The 17,284-nt window shown below is 73.2% G+C and carries 19 protein-coding genes; 14 read left to right on the top strand and 5 right to left on the bottom strand.

The genetic code is table 11. The features are described from left to right. The first annotated feature begins 178 nt into the window (after positions 1–178). The 3 genes from ACSBPG_RS22930 to ACSBPG_RS22920 all read left to right on the top strand — a co-directional run bounded on the left by ACSBPG_RS22930 (position 179) and on the right by ACSBPG_RS22920 (position 2,378). Positions 179–679: a ferritin-like domain-containing protein gene (locus tag ACSBPG_RS22930; RefSeq protein ID WP_435539545.1), complete on the top strand. Its 501-nt coding sequence runs from the start codon at positions 179–181 to the stop codon at positions 677–679. A gap of 85 nt (positions 680–764) precedes the next feature. Beyond that, positions 765–1,205, top strand: a complete 441-nt coding sequence (locus ACSBPG_RS22925; RefSeq protein WP_435539544.1) for a hypothetical protein — start codon at positions 765–767, stop codon at positions 1,203–1,205. A gap of 195 nt (positions 1,206–1,400) precedes the next feature. After that, the gene (locus ACSBPG_RS22920) at positions 1,401–2,378 is read left to right on the top strand and encodes an RNA polymerase factor sigma-32 (RefSeq protein WP_435539543.1); all 978 of its coding nucleotides are present in this window, start codon (positions 1,401–1,403) and stop codon (positions 2,376–2,378) included. Here ACSBPG_RS22920 and ACSBPG_RS22915 read toward each other — a convergent pair. Together ACSBPG_RS22915 and ACSBPG_RS22910 are read right to left on the bottom strand one after the other, a co-directional pair. Next, positions 2,272–2,763 (bottom strand): hypothetical protein, encoded by a 492-nt coding sequence (locus tag ACSBPG_RS22915; protein WP_435539542.1) that lies wholly within the window; start codon positions 2,761–2,763, stop codon positions 2,272–2,274. The two genes, ACSBPG_RS22920 and ACSBPG_RS22915, sit on opposite strands and share 107 nt — an antisense overlap. 66 nt (positions 2,764–2,829) lie before the next feature. After that, positions 2,830–3,444: a DUF4142 domain-containing protein gene (locus ACSBPG_RS22910; protein ID WP_435539541.1), complete on the bottom strand. Its 615-nt coding sequence runs from the start codon at positions 3,442–3,444 to the stop codon at positions 2,830–2,832. 112 nt (positions 3,445–3,556) lie between these two features. Here ACSBPG_RS22910 and ACSBPG_RS22905 point away from each other — a divergent pair, with 112 nt between their 5' ends. Then, positions 3,557–4,573 carry a LacI family DNA-binding transcriptional regulator gene (locus tag ACSBPG_RS22905; protein ID WP_435539540.1) on the top strand — a complete coding sequence of 339 codons (1,017 nt, stop codon included), beginning with the start codon at positions 3,557–3,559 and terminating at the stop codon, positions 4,571–4,573. A gap of 4 nt (positions 4,574–4,577) precedes the next feature. Here the strand turns inward: ACSBPG_RS22905 and ACSBPG_RS22900 are convergent, their stop codons facing one another. Together ACSBPG_RS22900 and ACSBPG_RS22895 are read right to left on the bottom strand one after the other, a co-directional pair. After that, positions 4,578–4,901 carry an antibiotic biosynthesis monooxygenase family protein gene (locus ACSBPG_RS22900; protein ID WP_435539539.1) on the bottom strand — a complete coding sequence of 108 codons (324 nt, stop codon included), beginning with the start codon at positions 4,899–4,901 and terminating at the stop codon, positions 4,578–4,580. Further along, positions 4,898–5,839, bottom strand: a complete 942-nt coding sequence (locus tag ACSBPG_RS22895) for a DMT family transporter (protein ID WP_435539538.1) — start codon at positions 5,837–5,839, stop codon at positions 4,898–4,900. The genes ACSBPG_RS22900 and ACSBPG_RS22895 overlap by 4 nt, the downstream gene beginning before the upstream one ends. Before the next feature lie 160 nt (positions 5,840–5,999). Here ACSBPG_RS22895 and ACSBPG_RS22890 point away from each other — a divergent pair, with 160 nt between their 5' ends. After that, complete coding sequence (locus ACSBPG_RS22890; RefSeq protein WP_435539537.1) at positions 6,000–6,698, top strand: ArsR/SmtB family transcription factor; 699 nt, start codon at positions 6,000–6,002, stop codon at positions 6,696–6,698. Between the two features lie 196 nt (positions 6,699–6,894). Further along, positions 6,895–7,830 (top strand): DMT family transporter, encoded by a 936-nt coding sequence (locus tag ACSBPG_RS22885; protein ID WP_435539536.1) that lies wholly within the window; start codon positions 6,895–6,897, stop codon positions 7,828–7,830. 40 nt (positions 7,831–7,870) lie between these two features. Here the strand turns inward: ACSBPG_RS22885 and ACSBPG_RS22880 are convergent, their stop codons facing one another. Continuing rightward, the gene (locus ACSBPG_RS22880) at positions 7,871–8,662 is read right to left on the bottom strand and encodes a hypothetical protein (RefSeq protein WP_435539535.1); all 792 of its coding nucleotides are present in this window, start codon (positions 8,660–8,662) and stop codon (positions 7,871–7,873) included. Positions 8,663–9,106: 444 nt separating this feature from the next. On the opposite strand from ACSBPG_RS22880, the gene ACSBPG_RS22875 reads away from it, so the two are divergent. The 8 genes from ACSBPG_RS22875 (at position 9,107) to ACSBPG_RS22840 (ending at position 17,245) form a co-directional block, all read left to right on the top strand. Next, positions 9,107–10,192, top strand: coding sequence for an ABC transporter ATP-binding protein (locus ACSBPG_RS22875; RefSeq protein ID WP_435539534.1), 1,086 nt, complete (start codon positions 9,107–9,109; stop codon positions 10,190–10,192). A 49-nt stretch (positions 10,193–10,241) separates the two neighbouring features. After that, positions 10,242–11,396: an extracellular solute-binding protein gene (locus ACSBPG_RS22870; protein ID WP_435539533.1), complete on the top strand. Its 1,155-nt coding sequence runs from the start codon at positions 10,242–10,244 to the stop codon at positions 11,394–11,396. Positions 11,397–11,547: 151 nt separating this feature from the next. Next, positions 11,548–12,375: an ABC transporter permease gene (locus ACSBPG_RS22865; protein WP_435539532.1), complete on the top strand. Its 828-nt coding sequence runs from the start codon at positions 11,548–11,550 to the stop codon at positions 12,373–12,375. Further along, the gene (locus ACSBPG_RS22860; protein WP_435539531.1) at positions 12,372–13,181 is read left to right on the top strand and encodes an ABC transporter permease; all 810 of its coding nucleotides are present in this window, start codon (positions 12,372–12,374) and stop codon (positions 13,179–13,181) included. The genes ACSBPG_RS22865 and ACSBPG_RS22860 overlap by 4 nt, the downstream gene beginning before the upstream one ends. Positions 13,182–13,192: 11 nt before the next feature. Then, positions 13,193–13,957, top strand: a complete 765-nt coding sequence (locus ACSBPG_RS22855; protein WP_435539530.1) for an MBL fold metallo-hydrolase — start codon at positions 13,193–13,195, stop codon at positions 13,955–13,957. A 277-nt stretch (positions 13,958–14,234) separates the two neighbouring features. Beyond that, positions 14,235–15,509 (top strand): tyrosine--tRNA ligase, encoded by a 1,275-nt coding sequence (tyrS, locus tag ACSBPG_RS22850; RefSeq protein WP_435539529.1) that lies wholly within the window; start codon positions 14,235–14,237, stop codon positions 15,507–15,509. Positions 15,510–15,824: 315 nt separating this feature from the next. Further along, positions 15,825–16,196 carry a hypothetical protein gene (locus tag ACSBPG_RS22845; RefSeq protein WP_435539528.1) on the top strand — a complete coding sequence of 124 codons (372 nt, stop codon included), beginning with the start codon at positions 15,825–15,827 and terminating at the stop codon, positions 16,194–16,196. Between the two features lie 77 nt (positions 16,197–16,273). Beyond that, positions 16,274–17,245, top strand: a complete 972-nt coding sequence (locus ACSBPG_RS22840) for a CsgG/HfaB family protein (protein ID WP_435539527.1) — start codon at positions 16,274–16,276, stop codon at positions 17,243–17,245. Positions 17,246–17,284: the final 39 nt, after the last annotated feature.

Raw genomic sequence — 17,284 nt, 5'->3', positions numbered from 1 at the left:
CGCGGATGGCGGACGCAAGGATCGCCAACGTCGCGGCAACAGGATGATCCGGAGAATGTCGCGCCTGTCCGATCGGTGCAGGCGCGCGGGATCATCTGCCCGGCCCCCCTGTTATTGCCTCCGCCGACGGCCCGCTGGCCGTGAACGAGTCCCCATTTCGCCACGTGAGGAGCAACCGATGGCTGCCAAGAAATCCATGCGCGAACTGCTCATCGAGGAGCTGCGCGACGTCTACAACGCCGAGAAGCAGCTCACCAAGGCGCTGCCGAAGATGGCGCGCGCCGCCAGCAGCGAGGACCTGAAGACCGCGTTCAAGGAGCACCTGGAGGAGACCCAGGGCCAGATCGAGCGCCTGGAGCAGGTCTTCGAGAAGCTCGACACCCGCGCCCGCGGCAAGCTGTGCCACGCCATGCAGGGCCTGGTGGAAGAGGCCAAGGACATCATGGAGGAGGGGCTGGAGCCCGACGTCCTCGACGCCGCGCTGATCGCCGCCGCCCAGAAGGTGGAGCACTACGAGATCGCCAGCTACGGCACCCTCCAGGCTTACGCCCAGGCGCTGGGCGAGAAGGAGGTGGCGCAGCTCCTCGAGGAGACGCTCAAGGAGGAGAAGGCCACCGACGAGCGCCTCAACAAGCTGGCCTGCGGCGACATCAATAAGAAGGCCGCCAAGGCCGCCTGACGGCCGCCCGCCCGGACCGCCGGCCCGTCGCGGGCCGGCGGCGTTGCCGCTTCGGCTCGCCAACGCCACCCGATCGGAGACACCCATGACCAAGACCGCGATTCTGGCCGGCGCCCTGGTGCTGACCGCGTCCGTCCCGGCGCTGGCGCAGAGCCAGGGGCAGCTGGAGGCGCAGCAGGCGCCGGTCGAGCGCGCCGCGCCCGAGGACACCCACGGCAACGGCCGCTCCTACAGCCCGGCCGAGAAGGGCGTGGGCGAGCAGCACGCGACCCCGCCCGGCGACGCGCTGGCCCGCCCCGCCGAGCCCGGCGGGACGCGGCCGCCGTCCGCCAACGACGACGACACCGCCGCGACCAGCTCCAAGCCGGCCGAGGACCTGCTCGGCGGCGGGCGCGAGCGTCCGGAGAGCGCGCAGCAGGGTCCCGGCGACGGCACCGCCAACCGGGTCGATCCCGGCGGCCGCACGCCGATCCGCCGGGCCGGCGAGGACGTCGAGAAGTCCTGGAGCGACGCCGAGGAGAAGTGACCGCGCCGTGGACGCTTGAACCGGCCGGCCGGTGTCCCACATGAGGGGCCGTTCCCGACATCGCACGGATCCGTTTCCGGACGGCTGGCTCTGAGCCACGGCCGACCGTGCGCCGTTCTCCGGTCCAGCGGCTGGCCGCGGCGGCGCAGGGGGTCTCGCAGAGCGTTGCATGGGTGTCGGGACGGGAGACCCATGATGTCCCGACACACGTCCGAGGACGCCCTGGACCGCTACCTCCTCGAGGTTCGGCGGTGCCGGGCGCTGAACGTCCATGAGGAGCAGGAACTGGCCCGGCGCTGGCGCGAAGGCGGCGACGCGGCGGCTTTCGACCGGCTGGTCCGCAGCCACCTGGGCTACGCGGTGAAGGTCGCCAAGGCCTACCGGCGCTACGGCCTGCCGCTGGCAGACCTGGTGGCCGAGGCGAATCTCGGCCTGGTGGTCGCTGCGCGCAAGTTCGATCCCCACCGTGGCCTGCGGTTCGCGACCGTGGCGCTGTGGTGGATGCGGGCGGCGCTGAAGGAGTACGTGCTGCGCAACTGGTCGGTGGTGAAGGTCGGCACGACCGACGCGCAGCGGAAGCTGTTCTTCAACCTGCGGCACCTGAAGGCGCGCTTGCAGGAGCTGGAGAACGGCGACCTCACGCCGGCGTCGGTGACGGCGGTCGCCCGGACGTTGGGCGTGACCGATGCCGAGGTGGTGGAGATGAACCGCCGTCTCGCCGCCGACCGGTCGCTGGACGTCGACGCCGACGGCGAAGGGGGCGCATGGCGGGACCGTCTCGCCGACGAGCGTGCGGACCCGGAAGCCCGCCTCGCCGAGGCCGAGGAGCACCGCCTGAACGCGCATCTGCTGGCCCTCGGGCTCGCCGCGCTGACCGAGCGCGATCGCCAGATCCTCGTGGAGCGGCGCCTGCGCGAGCCGCCGGTCACCACCGAGGAGCTGGGGCGGCGCTTCCGCCTGACCCGCCAGCGCGTCGGCCAGATCGAGACGAAGGCGTTGGAGGCGCTGCGCACGGCGGTGGCCGCCGCGGCGCGGGAGCGTCCCGGGCCGGCGGAAGGTTGCCGTCCTACCCGCCGGGGCGGCGCGCCGGGGAGGCCGCCCGCGGTCGGCCGTCCAGCCCGTCGGCGACGAGGCCGGTCACCGCGCCCCACACGACGTGGGCCGCCAGCATGAGGGCGGTGCGGCGGCGCGGGTGCCGGGTGGCGGGGGTGAGGATGCCGGCGGCGGGTATCCAGCCGAGGTAGCTCGCCGCCCAGACGCCGAGCCCGTAGCCGACGCCGGTGAGCAGCGGCGGTCCGCCGATGCGCCGCGCCAAGGTCGGGTACAGCGCCCCGGTGGCGGCGCCGTACGCGTAGTGCGCGCCCAGCGCGAGGTCGCGGCGTTCCCGCTCGGCGGTCGCCGATAGGAGCGCGGCCGGAGCGACCCGCTCGGTGATGAGCCGGGGCGGTAAGGGATAGCGCTCGCGGTCCGGCAGCCTGCGGTACAGCAGGCGCATGGCCGCCGTCATGGCGACGGTGGCGGTGGTCCCGGCGATGGCGCCGGCGACGAAGCGGTTCATGGCAGGGCCCGGGTCGCAGTGACGGGAGGGGACGGGCCGCGGCGCGCTCCGCCGTGGCCCGCCCGGTCAACGCATCAGGCTGGGCATCAGGCTGGCGGTCGGCGCGGCCAGCGCGCGGATCTCCCGCTCGTGATCGCGCAGGGCCGGGAGCCACTTCGACGCGAACGCCCGGACGTCGGGATCGCTGCCGCCGCGCGCCTCGGCGTCGTAAAGGGCGATGGCGACCGCGTGCTCGGCCAGCTGCTCCTGCAGGTACTGGCGGTCGAAGTTGGCGCCCGCGAGCTCGCCCAGCGCGGCGGCCGTCGCCTGGCGGCCCATGTCGGGCGCGGTCGGCGGCGTCACCCCCTTGGACCGGGCCAGCGCCACCAGTTCCTGGTTGGCCTGCCCGTGCTCGGTCACCATGCGCTGGCCGAGGGCGCGCACGCTCGCGCTGGCGGCCTGTTCCATGGCGAGCCGGCCCATCGCCACCTCGCCGAGCCCGCCGTAGGCGGCCTGCGTCAGGAACGCCTGGTCGGCCACGGTGAGGCCGGCCATCGCCGAGCCCGAGCCGGACGGCGCCGCGGACGTGGCGCCGGAGGCGCCCGCCGGCGGGACGAGATCGGGGGCGGAAGAACCGCCGGCGCAGGCCCCGAGTGCCAGGACCGCGACCGTGGCGAGTGTTGCACGGTGAAGGGGTGACATCGTCCTCTCCGCAAGGGTATGAACCACGGCTGTTTCAACAGGGCGGGGGCGTGGCCGTCACCGGCGGGCCGCCCCGGCATGCCATCGGTGGTATTCGCCAGGAGCGGGGCGGGTGGACAGACAACCGGCGAGGCGGGCGACGGCGGCCGAGGTGGCGCGTCTGGCGGGGGTGTCGCAGTCGGCGGTGTCGCGCTGCTTCACGCCCGGCGCCAGCGTGTCGCCGGCGATGCGCGCGCGCGTGCTGGAGGTGGCGGACCGCCTGAACTACCGCCCCAACGCCCTGGCGCGCGGCCTGACCACGGCGCGCACCGATCTGGTCGGCGTCGTCATGGGTGACCTCGACGGTCCGTTCCAGCCCTACCTCTTCGAACGGCTGACCCGCGGCCTGGCGACGCTCGGCAAGCAGTCGCTGCTGATCCGCGGCGACCCCGCCGCCGACCTCGGCGGGGCGGCGATGGCGGCGCTGGACTACCAGGTCGACGCCGTCGTCGTCACCGCCGGCAGCGTGGCGGCCGAGACCGTCCGCTCGGTGATGGAGCTCGGCACGCCGCTCCTGCTCTACGGCCGGGTGGTCGCCGAGGACGGGGTGGACGCCGTGTGCTGCGACAACCGCCTGGGCGCCCGCCTCGCCGCCGAGGCGCTGGTCGCCGCCGGGCACCGCCGCATCGCCTACGTGGCCGGCCGCGCCGCCGCCTTCTCCGAGCAGGAGCGCAGCGCCGCCTTCCGCGAGGCGCTGGCGGAGCTCGGCGTGCCGCTGGTCGCCGAGGCGCGCGGCGACTACGGCTACGCCAGCGGCCACCGCGCGGCGCTGGAGCTGCTGGGCGCCGCGCCGCGGCCCGACGCGCTGTTCTGCGGCAACGACGCCATGGCCTTCGGCGCGCTCGACGCGGCGCGCATGGCGCTGGGGTTGCGGGTGCCGGACGACGTCTCCATCGTCGGCTTCGACGATGTGCCGATGGCCGCCTGGCCCGGCTACGACCTCACCACCGTGCGCAACCCCGTCGACGAGACGGTGCGCACCCTGCTGGCGATGCTGGGCCGGCGCCTCGCCGACCCGGCGGCGGCGCCGGTGCGCGAACGCCCGGCGCCCGAGCTGGTGGTGCGCGGGTCGGCCCGGCTGGCGCCGTGACGGCTCACACCGGCGCTTGCGTGCGGTCGTCCAGGCCGTAGTCGCGGATCACCGCGGCGACCCGCAGGCGGTAGTCGGCGAAGACGCCGCCGCGGCCCACCGTCTGGGCGCGGCGGTGCCCCTCGTGGGCCCGCCAGGCGGCGACCGCCGCCTCGTCCCGCCAGATGGACAGGGAGAGCAGCTTGTCCGGGTCGGTGAGGCTCTGGAAGCGTTCGACCGAGATGAAGCCGTCCATGGCCTCCAGCTCCGGCCGCAGGCGCGCGGCCATGTCGAGGTAGCCGGCGCGGGCGCCGGGAGCGGGGCGGACCTCGAAGATGACGGCGATCATGGGGCGGCTCTCCTGCGGGGGACGGGACGGATGGCAAGGATGTGGGCGGGAACGGTCATGGCGGCGACTCCGCCGACCACCAGGACGAGGCCGAGCCCCGCCGTGGCGCTGACGGTCTCGCCCAGCGCCAGGGCGCCGATGGCGACGCCGACGGGGACGCGCAGATAGGCCTGCGCCGTCGCCCCGACCGGGCCCAGGGTCCGGAACAGCCGGAAATAGATGACGAAGGCGAGCGCCGTGCAGGCGACCGACAGCGCCGCCAGGGCCAGCAGCGAGGTGGCGGACGGCTGGAGCGTCCACGGCCGGTCGACGGCGAGGCTGGCGGGGACCAGCAGCGCCGCCCCGCACAGCAGGGAGCCGGCCGCCGGCACCATCGAATCGAGGCCCTTGAAGCGCCCGCCGTACACCGCGGCGCCGCCGTAGGCGACGGTCGCCGCCACCACGGCGAGCTGCGCCGCGAGGTCGTCGCCCAGCCCGTCGAGCGCCGCGGCGCCGACCACCAGGACGATGCCGGCCAGCCCGGCGGCGACCCCGGCGAGCTTGCGCGGCGTCGCCGCGGCGGTTCCCGACAGGCCGAGGGTGATGAGGAAGGCGAAGACCGGCGTGGTCGAATTGAGGATCGCCGCCAGCCCGGCGTCGATCCGCTGCTCGGCCCAGGCGATCAGGGTGAAGGGCAGGGCGCTGTTGAGCACGGCCTGCACCAGGAAGGCCCGCCAGGTGGCGCCGTCGCGCGGCAGCGCCACCCCGCGCCAGCGCAGCAGGGCGAACAGGAGCAGGCCGGCCAGCAGGGTGCGCCCGGCGATCAGGGTGACCGGCGGGATCGTCGCCACGCCCAGCTTGATGAAGGTGTAGGAGCCGCCCCACAGGGTGGCGAGCAGGGCGAGCAGCGCCAACTCGCCGGCGAGGCCGGGCGGCGGCTCGGTGGGCCGTGTGGTCATCGTCCTCGTCCGTTGGAGGGGACGGCGCCGGATGGGCGGCGCCGGATGGGATGGCGCGACGATGGCACGGGTCCGCCGCCGCCGTCACCGGCGAACCCTTCGGCCGCGGCCGAAGCGTCGGGGGCTGCGGCGGTGCCGCGCCGCGGCTATGCTGGGCGCCATGACGATGGTCTCCGGCAACACCCTGGCGGCGGTCGCCGCCCTGATCGGCGACGTGGCGCGCGCCAACATCCTGGCCGCCCTGATGGACGGCCGCGCCCTCACCGCCGGCGAGCTGGCCTGGCACGCCGGGGTCAGCCCGCAGACCACCAGCGGCCATCTCGCCCGGCTGCGCGACGCCGGCCTGATCGCCGAGGCGCGCCAGGGCCGCCACCGCTACCACCGGCTCGCCGGGCCGGAGGTGGCGCAGGCGGTAGAGGCGCTGATGGCGTTGGCCGCCGCCGGCCCGCAACGCCACCGGCCGGCCGGACCGCGCGACGAGGCGCTGCGGCGCGCCCGCACCTGCTACGACCACCTCGCCGGGCGGCTGGGCACGGGGATCGCCGATTCGCTGTGCGCGGCGGGCCACGTGGCGCTGGCCGACGGCGCCGCCGTGGTGACCGAGGCGGGGCGGCGCTTCCTGCGCGACTCCCTCGCCATCGACCTCGCCGCCGCCGGCACCGGCCGGCGCCCCCTGTGCCGCACCTGCCTGGACTGGAGCGAACGCCGGCCCCACCTCGCCGGCCGGCTCGGCGCGGCGCTGCTGGAGCGCTCGCTGGCGCTGGGGTGGATCGCGCGGCGGCCCGACAGCCGCGCCGTCGTGGTGACCGACGCGGGGCGGCGCGCCTACGCGGCGCTGTTCGGGCTGGCGCCGGAGTGAGTCGCCGGAGCAAGAATCGGGCTGTGCCCGCGCCGCGCGCCGTCCTAAGCAGGTTCGCCCAGATCGGGCCACAGATGGCCCGGCCTGGGCAAACCTGCGGACTCTCTGGTTTTGCAGGTTTTCCGAGCCCGCCCAAGGGTGGGCGGAGTTCGGAAAACCTGCTTAGACCCGTGGACCAGCGATCCCGGAGACCTCCATGACGCCGCCGCCGATCCACCGTTCGATGGGCCCGCACGACTGGGCCCGGCTGCTCGTCCTGTCGGTGCTGTGGGGCGGCTCCTTCCTGTTCGTCGGCGTCGCCGTGCGGGAGCTGCCGACCCTGACGGTCGTCGTGGCCCGGGTCGCCCTGGCGGCGCTGGCGCTGCACCTGGCGGTGCTCGCCGCCGGCCGGCGGATGACGGGCGACCCCGCCGCGTGGCGTGCGTTCGTCGGCATGGGCCTGCTCAACAACGCCGTCCCCTTCGTGCTCATCGCCTGGGGCCAGCACCACATCGCCAGCGGCCTGGCGTCGATCCTCAACGCCACGACGCCGCTGTTCGGCGTGGTGGTGGCCCACCTGCTGACCCGCGACGAGACGATGACCGGCGGCCGGCTGGCCGGCGTCCTCGTCGGCTTCGCCGGCGTCGTGGTGATGATGGGCGGCACCGCCCTGGCCGATCTCGGCGGCGCCGACGTCGCCGCCCAGCTGGCGGTGCTCGGGGCGGCGCTGTCCTACGCGCTGGCCGGGGTGTACGGGCGGCGGTTCAGGGCCATGGGGGTGTCGCCCCTGGAGACCGCCACCGGCCAGGTGACGGCGTCGACCCTGATGCTGCTGCCGCTGATGCTGGCGGTGGACCGGCCGTGGACCCTGTCCGTGCCGTCGGCCGCCGCCGTGGCGGCGCTGTTGGCGCTGGCGCTGGTGTCGACGGCGCTCGCCTACATCCTCTTCTTCCGCATCCTGGCGACGGCCGGGGCGACCAACATCCTGCTGGTGACCTTCCTGATCCCGGTCACCGCCGTGGCGCTCGGCGCCGCCGTGCTGGGTGAGGCGGTGGCGCCCCGGCAGTTCGCCGGCATGGCGCTGATCGGGCTGGGGCTGGCGGCCATCGACGGGCGGGCGTGGCGGGCGCTGCGGCCACGGCCGGCCGGCTGAGCCGCCACGTGAGCCGCGAGCGCCGCCGCGCCGGCGGCGATCACTCGGTCTTGGGCTTGTCGGCGATCAGCCGCGTCACCTTCACCTCGTCCGTCTCCTCCATCCGCGCCCACCCCTCGCGACGGCCCGGCAGCGGCCGGTCCAGCGTGTACAGGCCGCCCCCCGCCGGGGACAGCGGGACGTACCAGCCGGTCTCGCCGCCGACGTAGCCGCCGGTCGGGTCGTAGATCGTCGTCCCGATCCGTACGCCCCAATGGTTCTTGAAGCCGACCCAGCCGGTGAGGCGCTGGCCGTCGCTGGCGAACACCGCGCCGCCGTTCCACGCCCGGTCGATGGGATCGGGACAGCGGACGAGGATGCGCTCGCCGCCGTCGCCGCCGATGGTCACCATGCTCAGCGTCGTGCCGAGCGCCGTGTAGGCCTGCCCCAGCACCTTCGCCACCTTCTCGCAATCGGCGACGTTGGTGTCGTAGCGGAACCCCAGCCGGCGGCAGACCGCGACGAAGTCGCGCATCACGGCGGCGTGGTTGGTGGCGTTGCGGCGGTAGCGCTCGACCACCTCCTCCTTGGCCGTCGTGAGGACGCTCATGCCGCGCTGCTTGCCGATCAGCACGGTGTAGTTGTAGTCGCCCATCTCCTCCCGGTCGTAGCCGCTCGTCGCCTGCGTGAACAGCGCGTTCGCCCGGTTCGCCAGGCGCCGGCCGTAGCGGTACTCGGCGACGCCCCAGACGCCGAGGGCGACAGCGCCGACGGCGAGGGTGGCGATCACGGGATGGGCGGCGACCGCGCCGGCAAGGGCCTGCCACGGCTGGACGACGGCCGGCCGCGGCACGGTGCCGACCGCAGGGGAGGGCGCCGGCCGCGCCGGCCCCGGAGCGTGCGGCGGTGCCGCGGCCGCCCGCCGCGCCGGCTGGGCGCACGTCCGGGCGTTCGGCGGGGCGCCGGACCGGGGCGGCGGCGACGCGGCGGGGCGGGGCGCCGGTCCGATCCGGCCGGCGGGCTGCGGCGCGAACCGCGTCGGCGGCGGCGGAGGGGGAGGCATTGTGCGGTGGACCTCCGGTGGGGCGTCCGAAGCGGGCGCGTGGTTCACGGCGTCGCCGACGCCACGATAGACCAGCGGGCGGCCGGCCGGAAGACGCCGTCGCCGGCGGCCGGCGCCGGCATTCACGCAAACGTCACAGATCCCACATCGCCGCGTCACGCGAGCGGCCTAAAGGAGGGCGCAGCGGCTTTGCATGCGTATGCAAAGCTTCTTCCGAAGCCGCGGGGGCGCGCCATGTCCTTCCTGACCGTCGATCGCCTGACCGTCGCCTATGGCGGCACGCCGGTGCTGAACGGCGTGTCCCTGGGGGTGGCGCGGGGCGAGTTCGTGGCGCTGCTGGGCTCGTCGGGCTGCGGCAAGACCACGCTCCTGCGCGCCGTGTCCGGCTTCGTGCCGGTGCAGGGCGGGCGCATCGCCGTCGACGGGCGCGACGTCACCGCCGCCCCGCCGGAGCGGCGCAACACCGCCATGGTGTTCCAGTCCTACGCCCTGTGGCCGCACATGACGACGGCGCAGAACATCGGCTACGGCCTCAGGCTGCGCGGCTGGAGCCGGGCGCGCATCGCCGCCAAGGTGGCCGAGCTGCTGGACCTCTTGAAGCTGGGCGGGCTCGGCCAGCGCAACGTCACCCGGCTGTCGGGCGGCCAGCGCCAGCGCGTGGCGCTGGGACGGGCGCTGGCGGTCGACCCGGAGATCCTGCTGCTGGACGAGCCGCTGTCCAACCTGGACGCCCGCATCCGGCTGGAGCTGCGCCACGAGATCCGGGCGCTGCAGCAGCGCCTCGGCATCACCGCCGTCCACGTCACCCACGACCGCGAGGAGGCCATGGTGATGGCCGACCGCATCGTCGTGCTGGACGCCGGCGCCATCGCCCAGGTCGGCACGCCGGAGGAGGTCTACCACCGCCCGGCCTCCGCCTTCGTCGCCAGCTTCATGGGCGCCGACAACGTCATCGTCCTCGACGCCGCGCGCGGTGGCGCCGGGCTGGAGGTCGCCGCCGGTCCCGACCACGACGCCGCGCGCCTGCCCGTCGGCCCGGGCGGCGTGCACCTGCCGGGCGGCGCCGGCGGCCGGCTGCACGCCCATTTCCGCAGCGAGGCGGCGTCCCTCGCCGATCCCGGCGCGGCACCCGACGGCAGCCTGCGCCTGCACGGGCGCATCGTCCAGGCCGCCTATCCCGGCGGCACCTGGCGCTACGGCGTCGCCGTCGGCGAGCGCCGCTTCCTGGTCGACGACCCCGTGCGCCGCGCCGCCGGCGACGCCGTCGCCGTCGCCATCCCGCCGTCGGCCCTCCACTGCTACCCCGCCGGGGCGGCGTGAGGCCGGCCGTTCCACCGAACCGTCCGCAGTCACCAAGAGGGGAAGACCGATGAAGCTGAGCACCCTGGCGGCGAGCGCCGCCGGCCTCGCCCTGGCCGCGGGCCTGGCGGCGGCGCCGCTGCAGGCCGAGACCGTTCTGAACGTCGTCAGCGCCGGCGACCAGAACATGGTCGACTACGTCAACGAGTTCCTCGCCCCGCGCTTCGAGAAGATCGTGCCGGGCGTGACCGTGCGGGCCGCCGGCACCGGCCCGGGCGACGCCGGCTCGCAGAAGATCTACGAGAAGCTGGACGCCCAGGCGAAGGCCGGCGCCAAGAGCTGGGACATCGACGTCGCCGTGGTCCACCAGAAGATGGCCGGTCAGATGGTGCAGGAGAAGCTGCTGGCGGCCTACGTCGACGCGGTGGCGACGGGCAAGCTGGCGACCCGCGACAGCGCCAGCAACGCGCTCGGCGCCGACGTCGGCGGCTACGTCCTGCCGATGTTCCACAGCCAGATCGCCCTGGCCTACAACCCCGAGCTGGTGAAGGCGCCGCCCAAGTCCTTCGACGAGCTGGCCTCGTGGGCCGAGGAGCACCCCAAGGCCTTCGGCTACAACGGCATCAAGGGCGGCATGTCGGGCGTCGGCTTCGTCACCGCCTGGGCCGCCGCGCACATCGCCGATCCGGCCAGGCTGGAGAAGGGCCCCTACGACAAGGCGGCGGTCCCGGCCATCGAGACGGCGCTGTCGGGCCTCAAGGACTTCAACCGGAACGTCACCCTGACGCCGGGCAACGCCGGCACGCTCGACATGCTGAACCGCGGCGAGATCGCCATGGGGCCGGTGTGGGTCGACATGTTCTACACCTGGCAGGCCGACGGCCGCCTCAACCCGAACCTCAAGCTGACCCTGATCGAGCCGGGCCTGCCCGGCCAGCCCATGTACTACGTCATCCCCGCCAAGGCCGGGCATCCCGACCTGGCGAAGAGGTTCATCGAGCTGGCGACCGGCCCCGAGGTGCAGGCCGAAGGCATCGTCAAGCGCTTCAACTGGTACCCCGGCATCGACGCCCAGCACGTCAAGGCCAAGCTCGACGAGGCCACCTGGGGCAAGCTGTTCACCGACGTGACGCCGGACGACCTGGCGAGCAAGGGCAAGCCCTTCCCGCTGGCCCAGTACTTCACCGACATCCTCGAAGCCTACGAGCGCACCGTTGCCAACTGATCGGACCGATGCGCCGATGACGGCGTGGTTTCGTCGGCCCCCCACCCAACCCTCCCCCACTGGCGCGGGGGAGGGCCCCCTTCCTCCCCCCGTCGCAGATGGGGGGAGGTCAGGAGGGGGGACCGACGCGACCACGCAGCGGGAAGAGAGGATGGGCACCTCCCTGTGGGGCGTCCTCCTCGTCCTGCCGGCGCTCGCCATGGTGGCGCTGTTCTTCCTCTACCCGCTGGGCTTCTCGGCGGTCAGCGCGCTGCGCGGCGACCAGGGCTGGACGCTCGCCCATTTCGCCAAGGCGCTCGACTTCTACGGCCGCGACGTGCTGTTCACCCTGCTCATCGTCGCCCTGTCGTCGGCGCTGGTCGCCGTGGCGGCGGTGGCGATCGGCGGCTATCTCACGCTCGGCGAGAACCGGGCCGCGGTGGCGGCCCTGCGCTGGCTCTACCGCTGGCCGCTGTTCATCCCCTTCATCGTCGCCAGCCAGATGATGCGGTCGTTCCTCGCCAAGAACGGGCTGATGAACGCCATGCTGGTGGGCGGCGGGGTGATCGAGCCGCTGCAGGCGGTCAGCCTGCTGGACTGGCGCGGCATCGTCGTCACCTTCGTGTGGAAGCAGACCCCCTTCGTCGCCCTGATGGTGGCGGGCGCCATGGCCTCGCTCGACCGCGCCGGCATCGAGGCGGCGCGCGACCTCGGCGCGGGGCGGCTGCGCATCCTCGTCGACATCGTCGTGCCGCAGGTCCGCCCGACCCTGGTGGTCGGCCTGATCCTCAGCTTCGTCACCATGCTGTCGGTGATGTCGGTGCCGATGATGATCAACCCCAACAACCCCACCATGATCACCGTCGACATGGCCTACCGCATCAACGCCCACGGCGACTACGGCGTCGCCAACGCGCTGGGCTTCCTCTCCTACGCCATGGCCGGGATGGTGGCGTGGATCTATCTGCGCCACGGCGTGCGCCAGGGGGGCGGGCGATGACCGGCGCCGCCGCCGCATGGGCGACGCGCGGCCTGGTCCTCGGGCTGCTCGCCTTCGCCGTGTTCGGGCCGATCGCCAACCTGCTGCTGTGGGCGGTGGCCGAGAAGTGGTACTTCCCGCACGCCCTGCCGCTGGAGTACGGCTTCGCGTTCTGGGAGCGGGTCTTCGCGCCGCGCTCCAACGCCATGGAATCGCTGGCGACCAGCGTCACCATCGCGCTCTTCACGGTGGCCGCGTGCCTGGCCGTGTCGGTGCCGGCGGGCTACGCGCTGGCGCGCCTCCGGCTGCCGCTGCGCAGCCTGATCCTGCTGGCCTTCCTGCTGCCCCAGGCGTTCCCCAGCGTCGCCGTCTACATCAACGTCGCGCGCATCTTCTACACGGTCGGGCTGAACGGCACGGTGCTCGGCGTCGTCCTGGTGCACGCGGTGCACGGGCTGGTCTTCTCCGTGTGGATCACCACCGCCGCCTTCGCCGCGGTCGACCGCTCCCTGGAGGAGGCGGCGCGCAACATCGGCGCCGGGCCGCTGCGGACCTTCCGCGACGTCACGCTGCCGCTCGCCGCCCCCGGCGTCATGGCGAGCGCCGTCTTCGTCTTCCTGGAATCGCTGGACGAGTTCACCGGCACCTACTTCGTCGGCGTGCCCGACGTCACCACCCTGCCGCTCCTCATGTTCAACGCCGGCATGGGCGGCAACTACCAGATCGCCTCCATCACCGCGCTCATCCTGCTGGTGCCCTCCGTCGGCTTCATGCTGGTGATCGAGCGCTTCCTCAAGGCCGACGTGCTGGCGAAGGTCGGCCACTGAACGGAACCCCCATGGACATCCGCGTGCTGGGCGTCGGCGAGGCCGCCGACCCCGACCTTCCCAATTCCTCCGTCACGGTGGCCGCCGACGGCTTCCGCGTCCTGGTCGACTGCGGCCACTCCGTGCCGCCCGTCCTGTGGCGCGCCCATCCCGGGCCGGACGCGGTCGACGCCGTGGTGTTCACCCACCACCATCCCGACCATTGCTTCGGCCTGGTGCCGGTGCTGATCCGCTGGACCGACCAGGGCCGCACCGGGCCGCTCGACGTCGTCACCACCCGGCCGGGGCGCCGCCAGCTCCTGCAGCTCCTGGAGGCGGGGTCGGTCGATCCCGACCGCGGCCTCTCCTTCCCCCTGCGCTGGCACGACGTGCTGGAGACCGGCCGGCTCGGCCCCTTCGCCCTGGCGACGGCGCCGACCCGCCACGCCCTGCCCAACCGGGCGCTGCGCTTCGCCCACGGCGGCGCCGTCTTCGCCTATTCCGGCGACGGCCGGCCGACCGCGGAGTCAGAGGCGCTGTTCCGCGGCGCCGACCTGCTGTTCCACGAGTGCTACACCGTGGCGCCGGACCCGGCGCAGGCGTTCCACGCCGCCTTTCCCATGATGGCGGACCTGCCGGAGCGGCTCGGCGTCGGGGCGTTGCGGCTCTACCACGTCCGGGCCGACCAGCGGGCGGCGCTCGCCGCCGCCTGCTCGGAACACGCGAACATCGCCTTGGCCGTGCCGGGATCGCTCCACTCCCTCGCCGCCGACGCGCATCTTCGCCGGCCGGGATGAAAAGGACCTTCGAGGACCGAGACAAGGGACCGCTTCGCAGGGGTGGGGTTCTCCGCCGGCCCGGGGCTCCGCGGGACCGCGCCCTTGACGGTCGCGGCGAGCCTGCGTAGGGTCCCGGCCATGATCGCACGCGCTGTCCAGACCGGCCGCTATTACCCGCTGTCCCCATAGGGCGGCGTCGTTCGATCGTGACCAGATGAACGTGCCGCCGCAGTCCGGCGGCGCGCATCATCGGCAGACCTCCGGACGTGTGGCTCACCCCCCCGGAGTTCTTGCGATGACGTCCCCCTCCACGGCTTCCAACCCGCCGCGGTCCGCCTTCCTCCAGGCGCTGGCCGGGCGCGGCTTCCTCAACCAGTGCAGCGACCTGGATGCCCTCGACGCGGCGATGCGCGACGGCGTGGTGAGCGCCTACGTCGGCTTCGACGCCACGGCCGACAGCCTGCACGTCGGCCACCTCATGTCCATCATGGCCCTGCGCTGGCTGCAGCGCACCGGGCACAAGCCCATCGTCCTGATCGGCGGCGGGACGACGCGGATCGGCGATCCGAGCTTCCGCGACAGCAGCCGGCCGATGCTCGACGACGACCGGATCGCCGCGAACATGGCGGGCATCCGCAAGGTCTTCGCCCGCTACCTGACGTTCGGCGACGGCCCGACCGACGCCGTCATGGTCGACAACGCGGACTGGCTGGACGGGCTGCGCTTCATCCCCCTGCTGCGCGACGTCGGACGGCACTTCACCGTCAACCGCATGCTGAGCTTCGACTCCGTCCGGCTGCGGCTGGAGCGCGAGCAGCCGCTCACCTTCCTGGAGTTCAACTACATGATCCTCCAGGCGTTCGACTTCGTCGAGCTGGCGCGCCGCTGCGGCTGCCGGCTGCAGATGGGCGGCTCCGACCAGTGGGGCAACATCGTCAACGGCATCGAGCTGGGCCGTCGGATGGACGGCCGCGAGCTGTTCGGGCTGACGACGCCGCTGCTGACCACCGCGGCGGGCGCCAAGATGGGCAAGACCGCCTCCGGCGCCGTCTGGCTCAACGCGGACCGCCTGAGCCCCTGGGACTTCTGGCAGTTCTGGCGCAACACCGAGGATGCCGACGTCGGCCGGTTCCTGCGCCTCTTCACCGAGCTGCCCCTGGCGGAGATCGCCCGGCTCGCCGCCCTGCGCGGCGCCGACATCAACGAGGCGAAGAAGGTCCTGGCCGACGAGGCGACGCGGCTGTGCCACGGCGACGCGGCGGCGCGGCAGGCGGCGGACACCGCCCGCCGCACCTTCGAGACCGGCGGAACGGCCGACGGCCTGCCCGCCGTGGAGGTGGAGCGGACCGCGCTCGACGCCGGGATGCCGCTGGTCGACCTGCTGGTGGCGGCCGGCCTCGCCGCGTCCAAGGGTGCCGCGCGGCGCCTCATCCGCGACGCGGGGGCGCGCGTGAACGGCACCGTCGTCGCCGACGCGGCGGCGGCGGTCACCCCGGCCGACCTCGACGCCGACGGCCGCCTGCGGCTCGCCGCCGGGCGCAAGCGCCACGCCGTCGTCCGCTGCCGCTGACGGCGCGCCGGCGCAGGGCGGGCCGGCGGCCCGCCCTCCTCCCCCCTTCCGACGGGGGCGGCGTCTTCTTCTTTCGGCACCGCCGCCGCCCGAACGGGCCGCTCTCGCCAAAGATCGGACGCCCGCGCGATTGCCTGGCCATCGGTATGGGGAGCGGCGGCGGACGTCTTCGAACGCGCTCTATTCGCAAGATATGATTACTTTTCTCGTTTTCCAAATTATAAATACATCTACCGACGTTGACGAGAAAGCGGCGGAGTGTAGGCAGTAACGGCCTGCAAGAACAATCCATTCTCAGAATATATGGAGGGAACAATGCGGAACCTGTTCCTGACGGTCGTTTTCGCCTTCAGTCTTGCCGGGGCGGCCCACGCAGAAGGCAGCCGCAGCTCCGCGACGAACGACTGGAACAGCAACTACGATTTTCCCGGCGCGTCGGCCACGGTGAACCGCCTCACCCGGGCCAACCTCATCGAGAAGCAGAAGAACGGCGGCTTGGAGACGCAAGTCAACAACTGGTCGACCGCCTACTCGACCACCAACGTCGACAGCATGAACGAGTTCTCGATCAGCGGCTCCAACAACAGTCTCTCGACGACGCAGACGTCGGAGGGCAACACCAGCAACTCGGCGATCGGCGGAATGATCAACGATCCCCTGGGCTCGCGGGCGCTGTCGTCCCAATAGGGGCGCCCCACCAGGGCTGCCATCGGGCAGCGGCTCGTCGAGGATGCCCGATCCCTTCTTGAACTGGAGCCCGTGTCATGCGGTACAAGGCTCTCCTGGTGGCCGGTACGGCCCTGCTTGTCGCCGGCTGCACGGCGGACACCCCCCTTTCCACCCCGGCCGCCCTCCTCTCCGGACCGCCCGTCCAGGCGATCAAGACGCCCTACGACGACGCCCTGCAGTGCCTGCGGCCGCTGTCCGGCGCGATGCCGCGCCGCTTCACGCTGGCGGTGGGAGACGTCGCCGACCGCACGGGCAAGATGTCCCTGGACGAGGGCGGCACCGGCAACTTCGTCACCCAGGGGGCCGGCGACATCGTCACCTCCGCCCTGATGAAGTCGGGCGTGGTGAACGTCGTCGAGCGCCTCGACACGCGGGTGCTGCTGTTCGAGCAGAAGCAGGCGATGGACAAGCTGCTCGGCGACGGCATGAACCGCGTCATCCAGCTTCCCAACGGCCAGCACCAGGAGGTGCCCTACCGCGGCATCCGGCCGGGCGCCGTCCGCGGATCGGACTTCTACATCCTGGGCTCCATCAACAGCCTGGACTTCGGCGTGGTGAGCAACGGCGCCGAGGCGATCGTCGCCGGCATCGGTCCGCGGGCGCGGCAGTTCCGCGCCGTGGTCGGGCTCGACCTCCGCCTGGTCCACACGGAATCCTCGAGAGTCGTCGCCAACACGTCTCTCCAGAAGCAGATCATCGGAACGGAAGTGGGGTTCGGCGTCGGCCGCTTCTTCGGCGACACGCTCGTCGAGGTCGATATCGGCGAGAAGCGCAACGAACCCCTGCAGATGGCTTTGAGGTCGATGTTGCAGCTCGCGACGTTCAACCTCATCACGGACCTCTACGGCATCCAAGGATGCCGTGAGGGGATCGATGCCCTGGAACGGTCCGGGCAGGTCTCCGAAACGACGAACCAGGGCGCTCCGGAACCGCCGCCGGCTCCACCGCCGGCGGCCCAGGAGCCTCCGACCGCCCTGCATCGCGACGAGACGCCCCGCCCGCAGTGATCGGGCCGGGCACGATCCAAGTTGCATATGCAGCCTGAT

The sequence above is a fragment of the Azospirillum sp. ST 5-10 genome, assembly GCF_051225715.1.
GTDB lineage: Bacteria > Pseudomonadota > Alphaproteobacteria > Azospirillales > Azospirillaceae > Azospirillum.
Note: the sequence above shows the minus strand (reverse complement) of the source record. Positions and strands in the feature narration are given on the sequence as shown.